13 protein-coding genes are annotated in these 15,266 nt (G+C 35.9%); 9 read left to right on the forward strand and 4 right to left on the reverse strand.

Annotated features, from left to right (window positions below):
* Nucleotides 1–101: 101 nt before the first annotated feature.
* Together ftsH and rsfS are read right to left on the reverse strand one after the other, a co-directional pair.
* Nucleotides 102–2,066, reverse strand: a complete 1,965-nt coding sequence (gene ftsH / locus ACUTSE_RS01525; RefSeq protein WP_002990214.1) for an ATP-dependent zinc metalloprotease FtsH — start codon at nt 2,064–2,066, stop codon at nt 102–104.
* 19 nt (nt 2,067–2,085) lie between these two features.
* Nucleotides 2,086–2,457, reverse strand: a complete 372-nt coding sequence (gene rsfS, locus ACUTSE_RS01530; RefSeq protein WP_002990216.1) for a ribosome silencing factor — start codon at nt 2,455–2,457, stop codon at nt 2,086–2,088.
* A 102-nt stretch (nt 2,458–2,559) separates the two neighbouring features.
* On the opposite strand from rsfS, the gene ACUTSE_RS01535 reads away from it, so the two are divergent.
* A complete protein-coding gene (locus ACUTSE_RS01535) occupies nt 2,560–3,291 on the forward strand; it encodes a biotin--[acetyl-CoA-carboxylase] ligase (RefSeq protein ID WP_445638969.1) in 732 nt (243 codons plus the stop codon).
* Between the two features lie 37 nt (nt 3,292–3,328).
* Here the strand turns inward: ACUTSE_RS01535 and msrB are convergent, their stop codons facing one another.
* A complete protein-coding gene (msrB, locus tag ACUTSE_RS01540; protein ID WP_002990221.1) occupies nt 3,329–3,721 on the reverse strand; it encodes a peptide-methionine (R)-S-oxide reductase MsrB in 393 nt (130 codons plus the stop codon).
* Nucleotides 3,722–3,746: 25 nt separating this feature from the next.
* Nucleotides 3,747–4,619, reverse strand: coding sequence for an alpha/beta fold hydrolase (locus ACUTSE_RS01545; RefSeq protein WP_002990223.1), 873 nt, complete (start codon nt 4,617–4,619; stop codon nt 3,747–3,749).
* A gap of 323 nt (nt 4,620–4,942) precedes the next feature.
* Between ACUTSE_RS01545 and ACUTSE_RS01550 the strand changes: the two genes are divergently transcribed.
* The 8 genes from ACUTSE_RS01550 (at nt 4,943) to ACUTSE_RS01585 (ending at nt 15,262) form a co-directional block, all read left to right on the forward strand.
* Nucleotides 4,943–5,752 carry a M48 family metalloprotease gene (locus tag ACUTSE_RS01550; RefSeq protein WP_002990227.1) on the forward strand — a complete coding sequence of 270 codons (810 nt, stop codon included), beginning with the start codon at nt 4,943–4,945 and terminating at the stop codon, nt 5,750–5,752.
* A 70-nt stretch (nt 5,753–5,822) separates the two neighbouring features.
* Nucleotides 5,823–7,124 (forward strand): MFS transporter, encoded by a 1,302-nt coding sequence (locus ACUTSE_RS01555; protein WP_445638970.1) that lies wholly within the window; start codon nt 5,823–5,825, stop codon nt 7,122–7,124.
* 92 nt (nt 7,125–7,216) lie between these two features.
* On the forward strand, nt 7,217–8,224 hold the full coding sequence (locus tag ACUTSE_RS01560) for a hypothetical protein (RefSeq protein ID WP_445638971.1): 1,008 nt from the start codon (nt 7,217–7,219) through the stop codon (nt 8,222–8,224).
* Nucleotides 8,225–8,412: 188 nt separating this feature from the next.
* On the forward strand, nt 8,413–10,884 hold the full coding sequence (gene lon / locus ACUTSE_RS01565) for an endopeptidase La (RefSeq protein ID WP_002990232.1): 2,472 nt from the start codon (nt 8,413–8,415) through the stop codon (nt 10,882–10,884).
* 211 nt (nt 10,885–11,095) lie between these two features.
* Entirely contained in the window at nt 11,096–12,118 is a 1,023-nt protein-coding gene (gene porQ, locus ACUTSE_RS01570; RefSeq protein ID WP_002990234.1) for a type IX secretion system protein PorQ, read from the forward strand.
* A gap of 17 nt (nt 12,119–12,135) precedes the next feature.
* Nucleotides 12,136–12,819 carry a (d)CMP kinase gene (gene cmk / locus ACUTSE_RS01575; protein ID WP_002990236.1) on the forward strand — a complete coding sequence of 228 codons (684 nt, stop codon included), beginning with the start codon at nt 12,136–12,138 and terminating at the stop codon, nt 12,817–12,819.
* Between the two features lie 72 nt (nt 12,820–12,891).
* On the forward strand, nt 12,892–14,226 hold the full coding sequence (locus tag ACUTSE_RS01580) for an MFS transporter (protein ID WP_445638972.1): 1,335 nt from the start codon (nt 12,892–12,894) through the stop codon (nt 14,224–14,226).
* Nucleotides 14,227–14,683: 457 nt separating this feature from the next.
* Complete coding sequence (locus ACUTSE_RS01585; protein WP_445638973.1) at nt 14,684–15,262, forward strand: T9SS type A sorting domain-containing protein; 579 nt, start codon at nt 14,684–14,686, stop codon at nt 15,260–15,262.
* Nucleotides 15,263–15,266: the final 4 nt, after the last annotated feature.

Consider the following 15,266-nt stretch of genomic DNA (forward strand, 5'->3'; position numbering starts at 1 on the left):
GTCGTAATGTATAAATTTTATTATTTTCAAAGATAAAAAAAATCTTAACTTAAATGAGTCTTTAAGTTAAGATTTTTATATTGATTCTCAGCAATGCTTGATTAAGCGATTGTGTTTTCTGTATCCGTTTGAGGTTGAATCGTATTTTCCTCTGTTTCTGACTTGTCAAAAGGACGTTTACCAAAGATATTTTCTAAATCTTGTTGGAAAATCACCTCTTTCTCACAAAGTAAATCAGCCAATTGGATTAACTTATCTTTGTGTTCAGTTAAGATTGCTTGCGCACGCTCATATTGACCTTCGATTAATTTTGAAATTTCTTCATCAATAACCTTCGCTGTATCTTCTGAGTATGGTTTGCTGAAGTTGTATTCATTTTGACCCGATGAATCGTAGTATGTAATGTTTCCTAACTTTTCATTTAAACCATAGATGGTAACCATTGCTCTAGCTTGTTTTGCTACTTTTTCAAGGTCACTTAAAGCACCCGTTGAAATTTTGTCAAAAACAATCTTTTCTGCAGCACGTCCACCCATAGTAGCACACATCTCATCTAACATCTGTTCTGTGCGTACAATTTGGCGTTCTGCTGGTAAGTACCAAGCAGCTCCTAAACTTTGTCCACGAGGAACAATAGTTACTTTTACAAGTGGTGCCGCGTGTTCACACATCCAGCTTACCGTAGCGTGACCAGCTTCGTGAATTGCAATTGCATATTTCTCTTCTACTGTAATGATTTTGTTTTTCTTCTCAAGACCACCAATGATTCGATCTACTGCATCCAAGAAGTCTTGCATATCTACTTCTTTTTTGTCTTTACGAGCTGCTGTTAAAGCGGCTTCGTTACAAACGTTTGCAATATCAGCACCAGAGAATCCCGGTGTTTGTTTTGCTAAGAAATCGATATCTAAGTTGTCTACTCGTTTAATGTTGCGTAAGTGAACATTGAAAATAGCCTCTCTTTCCTTAACGTCTGGAAGATCAACATAAATTTGTCTGTCAAAACGTCCTGCACGTAAAAGCGCTTTATCTAAGATTTCTGCGCGGTTCGTTGCAGCTAATACAATCACATTAGTATGAGAACCAAAACCATCCATTTCAGTCAGTAATTGGTTCAATGTATTTTCTCTCTCATCATTTGATCCAGAGAAATTACTTTTTCCACGGGCTCTACCTACAGCATCAATCTCATCAATGAAAATAATTGCTGGCGATTTCTCTTTTGCTTGTTTGAATAAGTCACGTACACGTGATGCTCCAACTCCAACAAACATCTCTACGAAATCAGAACCTGATAAAGAGAAGAAAGGCACTTTTGCCTCACCCGCAACTGCTTTTGCTAGTAACGTTTTACCTGTTCCTGGAGGTCCTACTAAAAGGGCTCCTTTTGGTATTTTACCTCCAATAGAGGTATATTTTTCTGGGTTCTTTAAGAACTCCACAATTTCTACGATTTCTTCTTTCGCTCCTTCTAATCCAGCTACATCGCTAAAAGTTACTTTGATGTCATTCTTCTCATCAAATAGCTTCGCTTTAGATTTTCCAATAGAGAAAATCTGTCCGCCTCCGCCAGCACCACCGCCACCAGTCATTCTTCTCATCATGAATAACCAGAATCCGATGATAATGATAATCGGAAGGAAACTAATAAAATAATCTCCCCAATTGCTTTCAGCTTCAGATTTGTACTCCACTAGTTTACCTTCTCCAGCAGCCTCATCTAATTTCTTTTGAAAAATTTCTGAGTTACCAATTTCAGTTACAAATTGTGGACCTGTACTTTCTTTGCCTAGGATTGATTTTCGTTGTAATTCTTCAAAATCTTTACTCTGTAAAGCATCTTTCGTTAAATATACCTTAGCAACAGAACGATTAAATTCTACTTTTTCTACTTTACCTTCTTTCAGGTAATCGAAAAATTTAGAAAGACTCAGCTGTTTGGAATCTCCAACACCGCTGCCGTTCGATAAAAAGTTTATAACCAATACGATAACCACAATGCTCGCGTACAAAATCCACGGGCTAAATTTGGGTTTGTTTTGGTTTGGTTTTATGTTTCCCGCCATGAAGAATAAATTTTAAAGTTTAGTATTGGCTGTTGATATTCGTAATCTTTGCGTCTCCCCACAAGCTCTCTAAGTTGTAAAATTCGCGGATAGATTTTTGGAACACGTGTACTACAACGTTGATATAGTCCATTAAAATCCATTCTGCGTTAATCTCACCTTCAACATGCCAAGGTTTGTCGTGTAATTCTTTTGATACAATTTTTTGAACGGAACCTGCAATCGCATTGACTTGCGTATTCGAATTCCCATCGCATATAATGAAATAATCACAAGGTGTGTTATCTATTTCTCTTAAATCTAAAATCGTCGTATTTTCCCCTTTTACAGCTTCAATTCCTTTGATAATATTAGCAATCAATTCGTCGTTGTTGATAGTTTTGTTTGTCATTTATTGATTTTATCTAAATTTCTTCAAGTTAACAAAAATATGTTTCCTAATTTTGGGTTCAAATATAGTGAATCGCTTCTGATTAGACTACAATAATTTTATATGAATATCATCAAACTCGATGCCACTGCATCCACAAACGCCTATTTAAGAGAGATGTTAACAAATTGCGATTTGGAAAACTTCACGACAATTGTCACAGAAAATCAATTTGCTGGCAAAGGACAAAGAGGAACAAGTTGGATTTCGGAAGCGGGTAGTAATCTGACTTTTAGTGTGTTGATGAAGAGTGAACCTGATAGTCTTCAAGGGGTTTTTGATCTGAATGTGATGATTGCATTGAGCGTTGTAAGCACCTTGAAAAAAATAACAAATCTGCCATTTTTTATCAAATGGCCGAATGACATTTTGTCTGTAAATAAGAAAATTAGTGGCATATTAATCGAAAATATCATCAAAGCTAAGGGTGAAATATTTTCAATTGTGGGAATTGGTATTAATGTCAATCAACACTATTTCCCGGAGATGAGTAAGGCTAGTTCTTTAGCATTACTAGCAGGAGAGCAATTTGATAAGGATATAATATTACACGCGTTGCTTTTGGAATTAAAAGAGGGGTATGATGCTTTGCAACAGGGTAATGCAGATGCCTTATGGGAAGCGTATAAAACCCATCTGTTTCGAAAAGATAAGATTTCTGCCTTTGAAACTCCAAATGGAGCGCGTTTCAATGGGATAATTCGAGATGTAACGCCTTATGGGAAATTAGTCGTTGAGACGGAAAATCAAGGAGAATTAGCCTTTGGACTAAAGGAAATTCAATTGTTGTATTAGCTCAGAATCAGATTCATCTTATTCTGAGCCTTTGTTTTTATTTTTGATGCGTAATAGAAACGGAGTTGATACAATAACGATGCCCTGTTGTTTCTTGAGGACCATCAGGAAATACATGCCCTAAATGCCCCTGACAATTTGAACAGACCACTTCTACGCGAACCATTCCGTGCGATAAATCCTTGATATACTCAACACTTCCTTCAATAGCTTGATCAAATGAAGGCCAGCCACAATGAGAATTAAACTTCGTTTGGGCATCAAATAAAAGTTGACCACAACCCGCACATGCATATTGTCCAGCTTCGTAAAAGTCGGTATAAGCTCCAGTAAAAGGACGCTCTGTTCCTTTTTCTCTTAAAACGTAGAATTGCTCCTCTGTCAGGATTTCTTTCCACTCTTGTTCTGTTGTATTTTTGTCTTTGTTCATAAGATTTGAATTGATGGTGTTGTGTTTATTCTTGAGTGAAATCTCGAATGCGCTCGATGACTTTTTTATCTCCTAATACCTTGCGATGCCCTAATCCAGAGGTAACCATTAATTGACTGTTTACCGCGTGTTTCTTGATTTGATAAGCCGCTTTAATTGGAACATCAATATCATCTTCGTCGTGTATAATTAACAAAGGGATGTCAATTTGTTCCGCAGCAGTGTGTACACAATAGCTATCCATGGTACGATTGAATTGTTTTTCAAAACGCATTTTGATGATGTCTGCAATTTGTGGTTTCAGCTGAAGTTGTTTGATAAAATCTTCAATAACATCTTGTACAACATCACCACTGCCAATGATAACAGCTTTCTTTGCTTTGAGTCCATCGCGTAAAGCATTCATCGTGGTCATTCCACCTAAAGAATGTCCGACAACTAAATCAAAAGGACCGAATTGTTTTTCAATCTCAAAAGCAGCAGCAATAAATTCTGTTAGATTCGTTTTTGTTTTAGGAGAAAAGCCATGACCTGGTGCGTCAAAACTTACAATATCATATCCTTGTCGAATTAAAATATTGGCAATTGTTACCAATTGCGTACCACGACCATTCCAACCGTGAATCAACAAAGCCTTTTTGTTTGCTTTTTTATTGATACCATACTCATACATTACAATGTCCTTTTTGATGGCATTGACGTATAATTTACTGCGCTTACTTTTGGTAAGCATCTCTTTCTCTCGTTTAGGTGTTTTGAATTTTATAGGAGTGATAAAGAGATTTTGTGCAAATTTAGCCGCTAAGGGAAGCGAAAAAAACTGTAAGAATTTTCCTGTCCAAATAATGGACTTAGGAACTTCTAAGGAATGTTTTGCTTTTTTAGAATTGTCTTGCATGAGTTAAAAACATTTAAAGCAAAAGTACAAAATATATTGGGAGAGGTCTTTTTGGGGAAGTTTTTTTATCTCACTAGGTTTATATTTTGTTTTGGTGTTCGATGAATCTCCACTTCGTTTCGATTTGTTTTTTTTTGTAGGTTGTATTTTCGTAAGATGTTTCTTTAAATATAAAATTTCTCTTTTGTTGAAAGAAAATTTACCGAAGTAGTATGAAGTTCAACAAAAAGCAACTAGCGAAAAAGCAAAAAAGCTTTCCAACAAAAGCTGCTGCTAATTTGTTAAACATAAAAGAATAGTTTTATTTTTGAAGAAAAAATAGAATGAAAAAACTAGTTTTAACTTTAGGCGTTCTTCTTTTGCTAAGTGGTTGTAAGACAAATCCATTTAGTGGAAAAAGTACCATGGCTTTTGTGTCCGATGCTTCTTTATTCCCATCGTCTTTTCAGCAGTATGGAGAGTTCTTGAAAGAGCACAAAGTAATTAAGGGAACAAAAGATGCGAAGCGTATTGAAGATATTGGGAATAAAATTCGAATAGCAGCTGAAAAATGGTTGACAGCGAATGGATATCCTACCTATTTACAAGATTACCGTTGGGAGTACAATTTAGTAGATGATAAAGAGGTAAACGCTTGGTGTATGCCAGGAGGGAAGATTGTGTTCTTCACGGGGATTTTGCCGATTTGTCAAACAGATGCTGGAATTGCAACCGTTATGGGACATGAGGTATCGCATGCTTTGGCAAACCACGGACAACAGCGAATGAGTGCTGCAATGCTGCAACAAGCTGCTGCTTTAGGATTAGATGCTGCTACAGCAAATAGTAAAGAAGGAACAAAACAAGCATTGGGTATGGCCTTTGGTTTGGGGAGCCAGTATGGTGTTATGCTACCTTTTAGTAGAAGCAACGAAACGGAAGCTGATAAAATTGGATTGACGTTAATGGCAATTGCTGGTTATAATCCAGACGAAGCGGTTTCTTTTTGGAGCCGTATGGCTGCAAATAGCGGTGGAGGCGGAGGATCTTCTTTTACGAGCACGCACCCTTCCAATCAAGAACGTATTGATAATCTGAAGAAATTAATTCCGGAAGCTAAAGCAGAAGCTGCAAAATTTGGAGTTACATTTTAAAATAAAATAGAAAAAGCGACCGACTATAGGTGGCTTTTTCTATTTTAGCGAGCTATTTATATTCAACAAGATGAAAAACTTCCAAAAGGGAGATCCTAAACTATTAAATGCATGGGCCTTTTATGATTGGGCCAATTCGGTTTATGCGTTAGTCATCTCTTCTTCTATTTTTCCCTTATATTATGGGATGCTATTCCGTGCGAGAGCTATTAATAGCTATTCGTTTTTTGGCATAGAGATGAACAGTGAGAGCATCATTAGTTACATCACCGCTTTGGGCTTTCTATTGATTGCTATTATATCTCCTTTGCTTTCGGGGATTGCCGATTACCTCGGTACAAAGAAGTTTTTTATGAAACTCTTTTGTGCTATTGGTGCTACTTCCTGTATGCTTCTCTATTTCTTTAGCTTGGACTATTTTGGTTGGAGTTTGCTGATTTATATGATGGGATTGATTGGCTTCTGGGGAAGTTTAGTTTTTTATAATTCCTATTTACCTGATATTGCTTTTGAAGAACAACAAGATCGAATCAGTGCCAAAGGATATGCGCTTGGTTATATCGGAAGTGTACTTTTATTGGTTATCAACCTTGGTTTGGTGATGAATGCTGAAAAGTTGGGATTTGAAGATGCGACTCAAGCCATGCGAATGTCCTTTATTTTAGTTGGGGTTTGGTGGATTGCTTTTAGCCAGATTACCTTTAGAAAATTACCTGATTTTAAAAACGATAAGAAACTAACTCGAGAGATTTTCTTTAAAGGATTTAGAGAATTAAAGAAAGTATGGGGACTTTTGCAGGAACACACGATACTAAAACGCTATTTAGTTGCGTTCTTTGTATATAGTATGGCGGTACAGACCGTGATGATTATTGCTGCTTTCTTTGGAGAAAAGGAAATTGCATGGGCCGATGATCAACAGCGAAGCATGGGATTAATCGTCAGTATCATGCTGATTCAGATTATTGCTATCCTTGGAGCTTTTGCTACCTCTAGCTTGTCTAAGCGCATTGGCAATATTCGAACATTGTGTGTCTTGAATGTACTTTGGGTTTTTATTTGTATCTATGCTTATACTATTATTACGCCCAATGAATTTTATGTAGCTGCGGCTTTTGTTGGTTTAGTGATGGGCGGGATACAATCGCTTTCACGCTCTACCTATGCTAAGCTTTTACCTGAAACAACGGATACAACTTCTTTTTTTAGTTTTTATGATGTGACAGAAAAAATTGGAATTGTGGTAGGGATGTCTATTTATGGGTTGATCAGTGATTTGACAGGGAAGATGCAAAATGCAATTTTGTTTTTAATTCTGTTTTTTATCGTTGGTTTTTTCCTATTATTGCGTGTAAAAGACAAGAAGAATTAAAAAGAAGATTTTTTGTTAATTTATTTTTGTTAAAAAATATTTAAAATCTATTAAAATATATATATTTGAATCTGTAATTAGAATATTAAATTATGAAGAGAATTTATTCGATATTGTTTGGTGCAAGTTTGTTAGCCTTATGTGGTGTTGGAGTTTCGTCATGTAGTAGTTCAGATGATGATTTTGTTGATCCAGAATTCAGAGTACCAGCCTATTTTACAGTTACACTTCCAGATACAACGTTTGTTAAGAAAGAGAAGTTTAATGCATATGTTGATGAAAATGGTGAATTTCAATTCTATATTGATGATTTGATGCAAGGTCATTTTTTTGATATGAAAATTTTGAAATTCCAAGTAGGGAACTTTCCAACAAACATCAATACCTTAGACTATACCTATAGTATTGGCGATAACGGTTTTGAATTTTTCAATTCTACAGACTTAGCAAATCCAAAACGCAATAACGGAATAATTAAGATTACAAATATCGATCGCAATGATATGTTGGTTAGTGGAAACTTCAGCAGTTTATTATTGCCATCACCATTAAATCAATACTTGAAAGAATCGTTTAGAATTACAGGAAAGTTTGAGAATATCCCATACGAGCGTATTGGAACCAATGAAGCGGGTTATATTTTTACCAACATCAATGGAGAAGATATTAAAGATATGGACGTGTTTTCAAAATTTGAAGGCGATATTCTAAACGGTAAGATTGTAATGAATGCAAGAAGTAAATCGATGCGTAAGCGTATGCTAAAGATTAGCTTCGACAAAACACTTCCTATTGGTAATTACGATTATTCAAAAGTAGGCGTAGAATATACCTCAGAAAATGGAGTGGTTTACGTTTCAGATGAGAAAGATGCAGCGTTAGCAGGAAGTTATTTTAAAATCGATAAGATTGAAAACTTAACGATTGACAACAAAAAAACGTACGCAGGTAAATTTACGTTTAAATTAAAATCAAAAGAAGGACAAGTGATTACATTGAACTTTGGGGATTACAAAGCGAAGTTATCCATGAAAGAAGTAATTATCACTGATCCAGGAACAGGAGGCCCAGGAACAGATCCAGGTATCCCAGAACTATAATATTTGATAAATATATAAACTGACATAAGACCTTGCTTTATGCAAGGTTTTTTTATGGCATAAAGATTGAACTACTAAGGTAGTATAAAACTAATAAGTAGCTGAAATGACTGATAGTAAACGACTTGTGTTTTTTGTTGTTTACAGTAATATAGTGGCTACTGACATAATGACGTGATATTTATAATATGGCAAACCAAAAAATAATAACATTAGATAATTTGATGCTTGATGATTTCTTAGACGGTGATTCTGAGTTCATTCCTCTGTTAAGTCAGGAAGATGAAGAAGAAATGAATAATGAGGAACTACCGGTTGAATTGCCAATTTTGCCTTTGCGTAATATGGTTTTATTTCCTGGAGTGGTGATTCCAATTACCGCAGGAAGAGATAAATCAATTAAATTAATTGAAGCAGCAAATAAAAAGGGAAAAAGCATTGGGGTGGTTGCTCAAGTAAATGAGGATATTGAAGATCCAGGTTTACAAGATATTCACCAACAAGGAACCGTAGCGCGAATTATTAAGGTTTTAAAATTACCTGATGGAAACGTAACCGTAATCTTACAGGGAAAAAAGCGATTTGAAATTGTTGAGCTAGTTTCAGAAAACCCATACTTAACTGCAACAGTAAAAGAATGCGATGAAATACGCCCAGAAGGGGATGATCAAGAGTTTTCAGCAGTTGTAGATTCCATTAAAGAATTAGCGGTTGAGATTATCAAAGAAAACCCAAATATTCCTTCAGAGGCTTCTTTTGCAGTAAAAAACATTGAGAGCAATTCGTTCTTAATCAATTTTGTATCTTCTAACCTCAACTTGACGGTAGAAGATAAACAGCGCTTGTTGCGTATCAACGATTTAAAAGAACGCGCGTATGAAACGTTGCGTTTAATGAATGTTGAATTGCAAAAGTTACAGCTGAAAAATACGATTCAAACTAAAGTGCGCATCGACTTAGATCAGCAGCAAAAAGAGTATTTCTTACACCAACAAATGAAGACCATCCAAGAAGAATTAGGAGGCTTTTCAAATGAGGAGGAATTTGAAGAAATGCGCAAAAAAGGCAAAGAGAAAAAGTGGAATAAAGAGGTACGTGAGCGTTTCGACAAAGAATTGATGAAATGGCAACGCATGAATCCGCAGGTAGCTGAATTTGGTATTCAACGTAACTATTTAGAGCTTTTATTAGAATTACCTTGGAGTAAATACTCGGAAGATAAATTTGATTTAAAACGCTCGCAAAAGATTTTAGATAAAGATCATTACGGAATCGAAGATGTAAAGAAAAGAGTTTTAGAACATATGGCAGTTTTAAAATTGCGCAATGATTTAAAAGCTCCAATTCTATGTTTATATGGACCTCCAGGTGTTGGGAAAACATCGATTGGAAAGTCAATCGCCAAAGCACTAGGTCGTGAATACGTGCGTATTTCACTAGGTGGTTTACGCGATGAGGCTGAAATTAGAGGACACAGAAAAACATATATCGGTGCGATGCCAGGGCGAATTATTCAAAGTTTGAAAAAAGCTGGAACATCAAACCCTGTTTTCTTGTTAGATGAAATTGACAAATTATCTGTAAGTAATAATGGAGACCCTTCTTCAGCTTTATTGGAAGTATTGGATCCAGAACAAAATAGCGATTTCTATGATAACTTCTTAGAAATGGGATATGACTTGTCTAAAGTGATGTTCATTGCTACTTCAAATAGCTTGTCAACGATTCAACCTGCTTTGAGAGATCGTATGGAAATCATTGAAATGACAGGGTATACGATTGAAGAAAAAGTAGAAATCGGAAAACAACATTTGTTGCCAAAACAATTGGAAGAACACGGCTTAACAGCGAAGGATTTAACCATTGGGAAAAAACAAATGGAGTTCATCGTAACGCATTATACACGTGAGTCTGGAGTACGTGGATTGAATAAACAATTGGCCCACGTAGCGAGAGGAATTGCAAAACGCATTGTTTTAGAAGAAGAGTATAATCCAAAGGTAACGGAAGATGATATCCGTAAAATCTTAGGTACGCCTCGTTTTGAAGCTGATAAATATGAGAATAACGACGTAGCTGGTGTAGTTACAGGTTTAGCTTGGACAAGTGTAGGTGGTGATATCTTGTATATTGAATCTATTATTTCAAAAGGAAAAGGAGGATTGAGTATTACTGGAAACTTAGGTACAGTAATGAAAGAATCTGCTACAATTGCTCTAGAATATATTAAAGCACATGCAGATGAGTTAGGGATTGATTCAGATGTATTTGAACAGTATAAGATTCACATTCACGTACCAGAAGGTGCAACACCAAAAGATGGACCAAGTGCCGGAATTACGATGTTGACTTCGATGGTTTCTTCCTTTACTCAACGCAAGGTGAAAAAGAATTTAGCCATGACAGGTGAAATTACCCTAAGAGGAAAAGTATTACCTGTAGGGGGAATCAAAGAAAAAATTCTTGCAGCGAAACGCGCTAATATCAAGGAAATTATCTTGTGTAAAGAAAATAGAAAAGATATTGAAGAAATCAAAGAAGACTATGTAAAAGGGTTAACCTTCCATTATGTCGACCGCATGGAAGAAGTATTGGAGATTGCCTTGTTGGAAGAAAAAGTGAAAAAAGCGAAAGATTTCAGCATAGAAAAAGCGAAGTAAGCAGATAGCTTCTCCTTTTATAAAAAGAATAGAAAAGCAGTAGGACTAGTGACTACTGCTTTTTTTATATCCTTGAATGTCCTTAAGTAAGGTTGACGTTTTAAACTTGACCTAAGAGTAAATCGCCAAACTCCTATAAAAAGCTTAGGCTTCCTTTTTTGCGATTGTTTTTGAAAATGTAATATATTAGCAACATAATACCAATGGCTAAATGAAGCATTCAATCGTATGGATTTGTTTACTTGTCTTCCACTTACTGTCGCTAGAGGCGCATAGTCAAGTAGGAGCAGACTATACCTATCAGTTTTTGAATTTACCCTCTTCCCCTAGACAAGCTGCTTTAGGAGGAAAAAACTATGCCTTTACTGAACAGGTGAGTCAAGCCTTTTGGAATCCAGCCGTGATCAATGAAACGATGGATAATCAGCTTGATTTGAGTTTTAGTAAGGTTTATGGCGTTGCCAATTATGGTTCATTAGGGTATTCCAAAACCTTTCGTTCCAAGCGAAATCTATTTGTTGGAGTAAACTTCATCAACTATGGCGATATGGAAGGATATGATGAGTTTGGAAGTTATACCGGAAGTTTTAAAGGAAATGAAGTGGCTTTGACTGTAGGGTCTTCCTATCAAATCGAACAATCCGATTGGTATGTAGGAGCAAATGTCAAGTTTGTGTTCTCTTCGATGGAATCTTATCAGTCTATTGGAGCAGCTATTGATCTAGGTGTACTCTATAAAGACGAAATTGGGCAATGGGACTTTGCCTTAACTGCCAGAAACTTAGGGGCTCAACTGCAAACGTATGCAGATTATCGAGAAAAATTACCATTAGATGTCGCAATTTCTCTTTCGAAAGAATTAGAAAACGTACCTTTGCGATGGCACATTACAATAGATAATTTACAACAATGGGATTTGTCCTTTTCAAACCCCAATAGGGGAACTACGTCTATAGACGAAGAATTCAAAGAAGAAAAGGTCGGATTTTTTAATAATGCACTACGACATTTCATTGTTGGAGTAGAACTTTTTCCGAGAAAGAAGTTTCAAATCCGATTGGGTTATAACTTCCGTAAAGGAGAGGAATTGCGAATTGTTGACAACAGACATTTCGCAGGGATAACTGCGGGCGTTGGTTTACAACTGAAACGCTTTAAATTCGACTATTCTTATGCACGCCAAACCACAGCAGCAAACACTAGTATGTTTGGTGTTCGTATTGATATGAATTAATTGTAAATTTTTCAAATTTGAAAAAGATAACTATAGCGATTGACGGTTTTTCCTCTACTGGAAAAAGTACGTTAGCAAAAGCATTGGCCAAGTCATTAGGCTACATCTATATCGACACCGGTGCCATGTATCGCGCAGTGACACTTTTTGCCATGCGCAAAGGTTTAATCTCCTCTAAGTCTTTTGACGAAGAACGCTTGATTGAACTACTAGATACCTTTGATGTACACTTTGAATACAATGTGTCCAAAGGATATGCTGATATCTACCTGAATGATGAAAATGTGGAAGAGCTGATTCGCACCTTAGAAGTATCTCGATTTGTGAGTCAGATTGCAGCGGTTTCAGCCGTGCGAAAAAAACTAGTAGAACAACAGCAAATTTTAGGTAAAGCAAAAGGAGTTGTTATGGATGGTAGGGATATTGGAACTGTAGTTTTTCCCGATGCAGAATTGAAAATTTTCATGACTGCTACGCCTGAGATTCGCGCAGAAAGACGCTTCAAAGAATTACAAGAAAAAAACAGCACTGTGGTATATGAAGAAGTATTTCGCAATGTGGTAGAACGTGATCAAATTGATACTTCACGCAAAGATTCGCCTTTAGTAAAAGCGGAAGATGCGGTAGAAATAGACAATTCAAACTTGTCAAGAGAAGAACAATTTGATTTAATCCTGCAATTAGTAAAAGAAAGAATTTAAAATGACCCATGAAAAAACGCGCATGGGGCATACGCATGCGGTTTGTTTCTATACACTACACACGAAATAATTATGAATGTAAAACTTAAACTAACGTTTATGAACTTCCTCGAATTTGCGGTTTGGGGAGCGTATCTAACGTCAATGGGAAACTATTTAGGATCTATAGGATTAGGGCCTAAAATTGGTTCGTTTTATGCCATGCAAGGGATTGTGTCTATATTTATGCCTGCTATTATGGGAATCGTGGCAGATCGATGGATCCCAGTTCAACGTTTATTGGGAATTAACCACCTATTAGCGGCACTCTTTATGTTTGCGACGGGGTATTATGGTTATGTTTCGGGTAGTAACGTAGATTTTACAACGATCTTTACCTTATACAGTATTAGCGTAGCGTTTTTTATGCCTACGATTGCTTTATCCAACTCTACGGCTTATACCGTATTGAAGCAAAATCAGTTGGATGTTATTAAAGCCTTTCCTCCGATACGTACATTCGGAACCATTGGTTTTATCATCGCTATGTTATTTGTGAATTTCTTCGGATATACAGATGGAACTTTAGGATTTAACTTCAGTAGTAGCCCTGATTTTATCAGTTTTCAACAAGACTACCACCAGTTTTATATCTCTGGAATTTTAGGCGTAATCCTGTTTTTATACAGCTTTGCATTACCAAACTGTCCAGTGAATAAATCAGATGAAAAGCGCACCTTGGCAGATGCCTTTGGTTTAAAAGCGTTCGCTTTATTCAAGCAAAAGAAAATGGCTATTTTCTTTATTTTCTCTATGTTATTGGGGGTATCTCTTCAAATCACCAACGGATATGCCAATCCTTTTATTACGACATTTAAGCAAATTCCGGAGTATGCAGGTACTTGGGGAGCTAGTAATGCCAATGCGTTAATCTCGCTTTCTCAAATCTCAGAAACCCTGTGTATTTTGTTGATTCCATTTTTCTTGAAGCGCTTTGGAATTAAAGTGGTGATGTTGATGTCGATGATTGCTTGGGTACTGCGCTTTGGATTGTTTGGATTAGGAGATCCTGGAAATGGCGTATGGATGTTTATCTTATCGATGATTGTATATGGTATCGCTTTTGATTTCTTCAATGTATCTGGATCTTTATATGTCGATAATGAAACAAGTGAAGATATCCGTTCGTCTGCTCAAGGAGTATTCATGATGATGACTAACGGTTTCGGAGCAACCATCGGTATGTTCTTAGCACAAGCGGTAGTGAATCACTATGTATACAGCCAAGAAGATTTGGTACTACAAGTAGAAGGATGGAGGCATTCGTGGATTATTTTCGCATTGTTCTCTTTAGTGGTGACTATTTTATTCGCGATTATTTTTAAATACAAACACAAACCAGAAGATGTGAAAAATATTTCACATTAGAGGGATATAACTCGTAAAAAAAAGGAGGTTTCAGTACACTGAAACCTCCTTTTTTTGTTTCAATAAGTTATTGATTAAAAATTCAAAAAATAAACAGAATACCCGTGATAAATAATGTAAATCAAGAATAGGTGTTGTTGTTTAATCCTTATTACTGTTTGATTTTTGTTGAAAAATAAAATTATGTTATACGAAATTAACACTACGTAAATCAGTAATATTGAGTTAAAACAGAGTTAAATTTTGTTATTTTATTATTTTTTAATTGCGTTTACGGTTTTGTATTTTACTTTTAATTTAATAATATATAAAAAATATATTAAATATTATATGTATTGATTGTTAATTAAGCTTAACTTAAGAGCTGTTTTTTAACTTGTTTGCTTACAGCTTTTTAAGTTAATTTTTATATAAGACATTTGCGGGTAATTTACAATGCTAACATATTGTCTTAAAAATGAATAAATTAAGTATTTGGTTGGTTGCCTTTCTTTTTTTTGTCATGGGCCATCAACGGAGTTTTAGTCAAGACTTGGCTAACCTCAAAGGAAAAGAACAAGTCGATAAACTACTGAATCAGACTTGTCCTGCAGATATTCCTACTGTCCAACAATTGAACAGATTTTTTTTACCCAAGGGAGAATTGTGTTTTGAATATGATGCCTCTGGAAATTATATTGGACTCAAAGAATGTCCTGCTTTAGAAGTAGTAAAACCTCCGATTTTCAAGCCCTCAGCAATGAATATGGAAGAGGAAACACAGGAACTAACGTTAGAAGATATCAAGAGCTTGATTAAGATTTACCCTAACCCCACAGCAGGAGTTTTCCAAGTTGTTTTTGAGGAGGAAATCTACGGTAAGATAGGGCAAGTAGATGTCTTTAGTCCCAATGGAGGTAGAATTAAAAGCAAGACACTTTTACCTGGTGAAAACAGAACGACTTTTGATATTAACGGCTATCCTTCTGGAGTGTATGTCTTAAAGTTTACGCTTCATACACAAGAATTTATACATGCTAATCTGATAAAAAAGTAGGGAG

Source organism: Myroides sp. TSA_177.3 (assembly GCF_052691955.1).

Excerpts from the sequence above, each read along its gene's own strand:
- msrB (WP_002990221.1), bottom strand. The coding sequence starts at position 3,721 with ATGAACAAAGACAAAAATACAACAGAACAAGAGTGGAAAGAAATCCTG.
- ACUTSE_RS01560 (WP_445638971.1), top strand. The coding sequence starts at position 7,217 with ATGAAGAGAATTTATTCGATATTGTTTGGTGCAAGTTTGTTAGCCTTA.
- ACUTSE_RS01585 (WP_445638973.1), top strand. The coding sequence starts at position 14,684 with ATGAATAAATTAAGTATTTGGTTGGTTGCCTTTCTTTTTTTTGTCATG.
- ACUTSE_RS01545 (WP_002990223.1), bottom strand. The coding sequence starts at position 4,619 with ATGCAAGACAATTCTAAAAAAGCAAAACATTCCTTAGAAGTTCCTAAG.
- ACUTSE_RS01580 (WP_445638972.1), top strand. The coding sequence starts at position 12,892 with ATGAATGTAAAACTTAAACTAACGTTTATGAACTTCCTCGAATTTGCG.
- lon (WP_002990232.1), top strand. The coding sequence starts at position 8,413 with ATGGCAAACCAAAAAATAATAACATTAGATAATTTGATGCTTGATGAT.
- rsfS (WP_002990216.1), bottom strand. The coding sequence starts at position 2,457 with ATGACAAACAAAACTATCAACAACGACGAATTGATTGCTAATATTATC.
- ACUTSE_RS01555 (WP_445638970.1), top strand. The coding sequence starts at position 5,823 with ATGAAAAACTTCCAAAAGGGAGATCCTAAACTATTAAATGCATGGGCC.
- porQ (WP_002990234.1), top strand. The coding sequence starts at position 11,096 with ATGAAGCATTCAATCGTATGGATTTGTTTACTTGTCTTCCACTTACTG.
- ftsH (WP_002990214.1), bottom strand. The coding sequence starts at position 2,066 with ATGGCGGGAAACATAAAACCAAACCAAAACAAACCCAAATTTAGCCCG.
- ACUTSE_RS01550 (WP_002990227.1), top strand. The coding sequence starts at position 4,943 with ATGAAAAAACTAGTTTTAACTTTAGGCGTTCTTCTTTTGCTAAGTGGT.
- ACUTSE_RS01535 (WP_445638969.1), top strand. The coding sequence starts at position 2,560 with ATGAATATCATCAAACTCGATGCCACTGCATCCACAAACGCCTATTTA.